Raw genomic sequence first — 4,041 nt, forward strand, 5'->3', positions numbered from 1 at the left:
CGGCTCGGAATGATTAAACGCCTGCGCCAGCCCGGCGCCGGACTGGGCAATCAGTTTACCGAAGCGCTGGCTGAACTTGGAACCACTTTGCGGGATGATCCGGCGTTGCAGGCGCAGATCAACCGCTTTGCCCGGCGGACCTTGGTCGGCGTGGCGACCCGCTACGGCGATCAAATCGTCCGGCTGGTGTCCGAAACCGTCCGGCGCTGGGATGCGCAAACCGTCACCGACCGGATCGAAGGGGCCGTCGGCCGCGACCTGCAGTTCATCCGCATTAACGGCACCCTGGTCGGCGGGCTGGTGGGCGTGGCGATCCATGTCATTGATCAGCTGCTGTGATCGCCGCGCCGCGGTTGCAGATCGAGCGCTGTGAACTGTCGCCGCCGCGCGCAGGTGATTACCGAAGTGTCCACGCCATGCCCAATGATGCGCAAACAGCGCATATTTTTGGGCGCTGTACGGCTGTGGCGCTTTCATGCTGCGTGAACATGGTCACGGGCGTGTGGCCGGTTCCTGCGGCATATTCCGCCGCCGTGACCGCTTCGGCGCCGATAGGGAATAGACGATGCGGCTGAAGCCGGCTGGATCGTCCACTGCGACCTGTGCGGCCAGCGCGTCGCAACCGAAATAATGCGCGCCTAGCTGGCGTGGTTCGACGCCGAACACGGCGGCCAAGGCGTGGTCCGCATGATCGATCGGGGCAATGACACCTCGGTGCTGGTGGCGGAGGGGCAGGGGTGCACGGCCTGCGGAAGCAACGCACCAGATGAAAGTTGCAGGCTGGACCTTTTTTCAGATTTGCCTCTGACCTAAGGGATTTGAAAGCGGGCCGCTGATTGAAAGAATCCGGGTACGGCTTGTCCCGATACAGTTTCCGCCGAACCCAAACTAGCGGTGAAGTAGTGTCGCCCGCTGACTGACATAGACCAGCGCGCAAGGATTTCTGATTGATCCGCGCTCACTCTTGCGCAGGGGAGTCTGATGCGGGCGCCAGCACAGGGTCGCTAGTAATTGCACTTTGCGGCGGTGTTTCTTCGCGCTCGATCGCCCACATGGGGTGGGCCTGCCGCGTTGCCGCGATTGCCGCAATCAACAGGGCCCGGCGTTCCGCGTCGGCTTCATCGGGCATGCGAATGACAATTTTGCGCAGCTGCGGGTCAAGCACCACCCGCTCGCGCGAAATCACCGTACCTACGCCCAGCGATCCGAGCACGGCAAGATTTTCGGCTTGCCCGGCTTCCAGCGCGCCGACCCGTTCGGTCAGGCGGCGCTGCGCATCGATCGCGGCGCTGCCCTCCTGACGAATCTGGACGAGATTGGCGCTGGTCGGCCGGTCCATGCGGCGCGAAACTTCAGCACTTAGCCAGCTGTTGAGCTGGGCGTCGAAGCGGGCGACGAGCAGTACGCCGTCTGCACTCACCTTGCCATCGGCGAGGCTGACGTCGAGAGTGTCGATCCGGCCAGTGTTCCCCAGGCGATCAGACAGCGCCTTTTGCACCACCTGACGTGCCGCGGCCTGCCGCGCCAGCCGGTTGAGCGAGAGCGCAAGAGGCACCGACAGCATTCCCAACACCGCGAACAGCGCTACTGCCTGCATGGCCGTATGCTGCGGGGTCAATGATGGCCCAAATCGGTTCAGACGGGCCACCACGGTCGCTGCAAAGGCGATGGCCAGGGTGTTGGTCAGGAACAATAAGGACGCCCCAAGGGCAAAGTCGGGCCGGGACGTTACCAGGCCAAAGGCGATGGTTGACAGAGGCGGGACCAGCGCGGTGGCGATGGCCACACCCACCATAGTGCCCGATAATCGGCGCATTACTGCATAAACACCGGCGATTCCTCCGACCACTGCTATCGCCAGATCAAGCAAGGTCGGTTCAGTACGCGCGCGCAGTTCATCCGTTACGTCGCGCATTGGCGATAGCCAGATCAGCGCCGCAGCAACAAGGATCGCCAGGCCGGTGCCGGCCGCCAGTGTTAACAAAGAGCGTTTGACCAGTGCCGAATCGATCGTTGCGACGGCAAAGCCCAGACCGATGATCGGACCCATCAGCGGGGAAATAAGCATGGCGCCGATTACGACGGCCGTGGAACCCTGAAGCAAGCCCAGTGTGGCCACCGCAGAAGACAAAGTCATCAGCAGCAGGAAGTTGCCATCAAGCCGCGCGTCGCGCGCGACCCTGGCCAACACTATTGCGCGGCGTGTACCGATAGGAGCACGATCTTGCTCTGCCGGGCTATCAGGCGGAGCAGATCGAGCGAAGGGGTTGGGTTCCACCTCCCCTGCGGCTTACAGCTTGCCGGTCAGTTCCGGAACCAGGGTGAACAAGTCACCCACCAGTCCGATGTCGGCAACCTGGAAGATCGGGGCATCCTCGTCCTTGTTGATGGCGATGATGGTCTTGCTATCCTTCATCCCCGCCAGGTGCTGGATCGCGCCAGAAATGCCGACGGCGATGTAGACTTGCGGTGCCACGATCTTGCCGGTCTGGCCGACCTGATAATCGTTGGGGACATAGCCTGCGTCGACCGCAGCACGGCTGGCGCCAACGGCCGCACCCAGCTTGTCAGCCAGCGGAATGATCATCTGCTGGAAGGTATCGGCATCCTTCAGCGCGCGTCCGCCCGAGACGATGATCTTGGCGCTGGTCAGTTCGGGACGCTCGCTTTTGGCGATTTCAGACCCGACGAAGCTGCTGGTCCCGGCATTGCCCGGACCCGATACAGCTTCTACCGTGCCTGAACCGCCAGCGGGTTCCGCCTTGGCAAATGCGGTGCCGCGCACGGTGATGACCAGCTTGGCATCGCTCGATTCGACTGTCGCGATGGCGTTGCCGGCATAGATCGGGCGAGTGAAGGTCTTGGGTCCTTCGACCGAAAGGATGTCGGAAATCTGCATCACATCAAGCAGGGCGGCAACGCGAGGCGCAAGGTTCTTGCCGGTGGTCGTGGCGGGGGCCAGGAACGCATCGTGATGGCCCATCAGGTCCGCGATCAGCGGCGCCACGTTTTCAGCCAATGCGTTGGCATAGGCGGCATCGTCAGCCAGGTGGACTTTGCCGACACCGGCAATCCTGGCCGCTTCATCGGCGACAGCCTTGCAACCTGATCCGGCGACCAGCAGGTGGACTTCGCCAAGCTGCGCTGCGGCAGTGACCACGGCGAGGGTGGCATCCTTGACGGCGGTGTTGTCATGTTCGACCCAGACGAGAGTTTTCATCTCAGGCTACTCCCATCTCTTTTAGCTTGGCGACCAGCGCATCGACATCGGCAACCTTGATTCCGGCGCTGCGCACCGGCGGTTCGGTGACCTTTAGCGTCTTGAGGCGCGGGGCGATGTCAACGCCGTAATCCGCCGGGGCCTTGGCGGCGAGCGGCTTGGACTTGGCCTTCATGATGTTGGGCAGGCTGGCATAGCGCGGCTCGTTCAGGCGAAGGTCGGTAGTGACAACTGCGGGCAGCGCCAGCTTGACCGTTTCCAGCCCGCCATCGATTTCCCGCTTCACCACGACAGAATCGCCCTCGACGCTGACTTCATTGGCGAAAGTGCCCTGGGGACGGCCCATCAGCGCAGCTACCATCTGGCCGACCTGGTTCGAATCGTCGTCGATCGCCTGCTTGCCGGTGATGATCAGGCTGGCGCCTTCTTCCTCGGCCACGCCCTTGACGATTTTTGCCACAGCCAGCGGTTCAACCTCGACCCCGTCGTCAACCTGGACCAGCACGGCGCGGTCAGCGCCCATGGCCAGCGCGGTGCGCAGCGTTTCCTGGGCCTTGGCCGGACCAACCGACAGCGCAATAATTTCGCTGACCACGCCTTTTTCCTTGAGGCGGATAGCTTCTTCGACCGCTATTTCGTCGAACGGGTTCATGCTCATCTTGACGTTGGCAAGATCGACGCCGGTGCCGTCAGCCTTGACTCGCGGCTTCACGTTATAGTCGATCACGCGCTTTACGCAGACCAGGGCTTTCATGTGGTTCAAGCCTTTCCCAGAAAATTGACGCATCAGCGCCTAGTTTACGTTTACGGAAACGTCAATC

4 protein-coding genes are annotated in these 4,041 nt (G+C 62.2%); 1 reads left to right on the top strand and 3 read right to left on the bottom strand.

Annotated features, from left to right (window positions below; all coding sequences use genetic code 11):
* Window positions 1–339, top strand: a 339-nt coding sequence (locus Q0L62_RS12975) for a DUF445 family protein (RefSeq protein ID WP_296680565.1), incomplete at its 5' end; no start/stop codon positions are given.
* A gap of 619 nt (window positions 340–958) precedes the next feature.
* Here Q0L62_RS12975 and Q0L62_RS12980 read toward each other — a convergent pair.
* From Q0L62_RS12980 to Q0L62_RS12990, 3 genes are read right to left on the bottom strand one after another with little or no spacing between them, the layout of a single operon-like run.
* Window positions 959–2,278, bottom strand: a complete 1,320-nt coding sequence (locus tag Q0L62_RS12980) for a DUF389 domain-containing protein (protein ID WP_296680569.1) — start codon at window positions 2,276–2,278, stop codon at window positions 959–961.
* A 12-nt stretch (window positions 2,279–2,290) separates the two neighbouring features.
* Window positions 2,291–3,220 carry an electron transfer flavoprotein subunit alpha/FixB family protein gene (locus Q0L62_RS12985; protein WP_296680573.1) on the bottom strand — a complete coding sequence of 310 codons (930 nt, stop codon included), beginning with the start codon at window positions 3,218–3,220 and terminating at the stop codon, window positions 2,291–2,293.
* A gap of 1 nt (window position 3,221) precedes the next feature.
* Window positions 3,222–3,974, bottom strand: coding sequence for an electron transfer flavoprotein subunit beta/FixA family protein (locus tag Q0L62_RS12990; RefSeq protein WP_296680576.1), 753 nt, complete (start codon window positions 3,972–3,974; stop codon window positions 3,222–3,224).
* Window positions 3,975–4,041: the final 67 nt, after the last annotated feature.

This window comes from Novosphingobium sp. (assembly GCF_024642085.1).
GTDB lineage: Bacteria > Pseudomonadota > Alphaproteobacteria > Sphingomonadales > Sphingomonadaceae > Novosphingobium.

Excerpts from the sequence above, each read along its gene's own strand:
- Q0L62_RS12985 (WP_296680573.1), bottom strand. The coding sequence starts at position 3,220 with ATGAAAACTCTCGTCTGGGTCGAACATGACAACACCGCCGTCAAGGAT.
- Q0L62_RS12990 (WP_296680576.1), bottom strand. The coding sequence starts at position 3,974 with ATGAAAGCCCTGGTCTGCGTAAAGCGCGTGATCGACTATAACGTGAAG.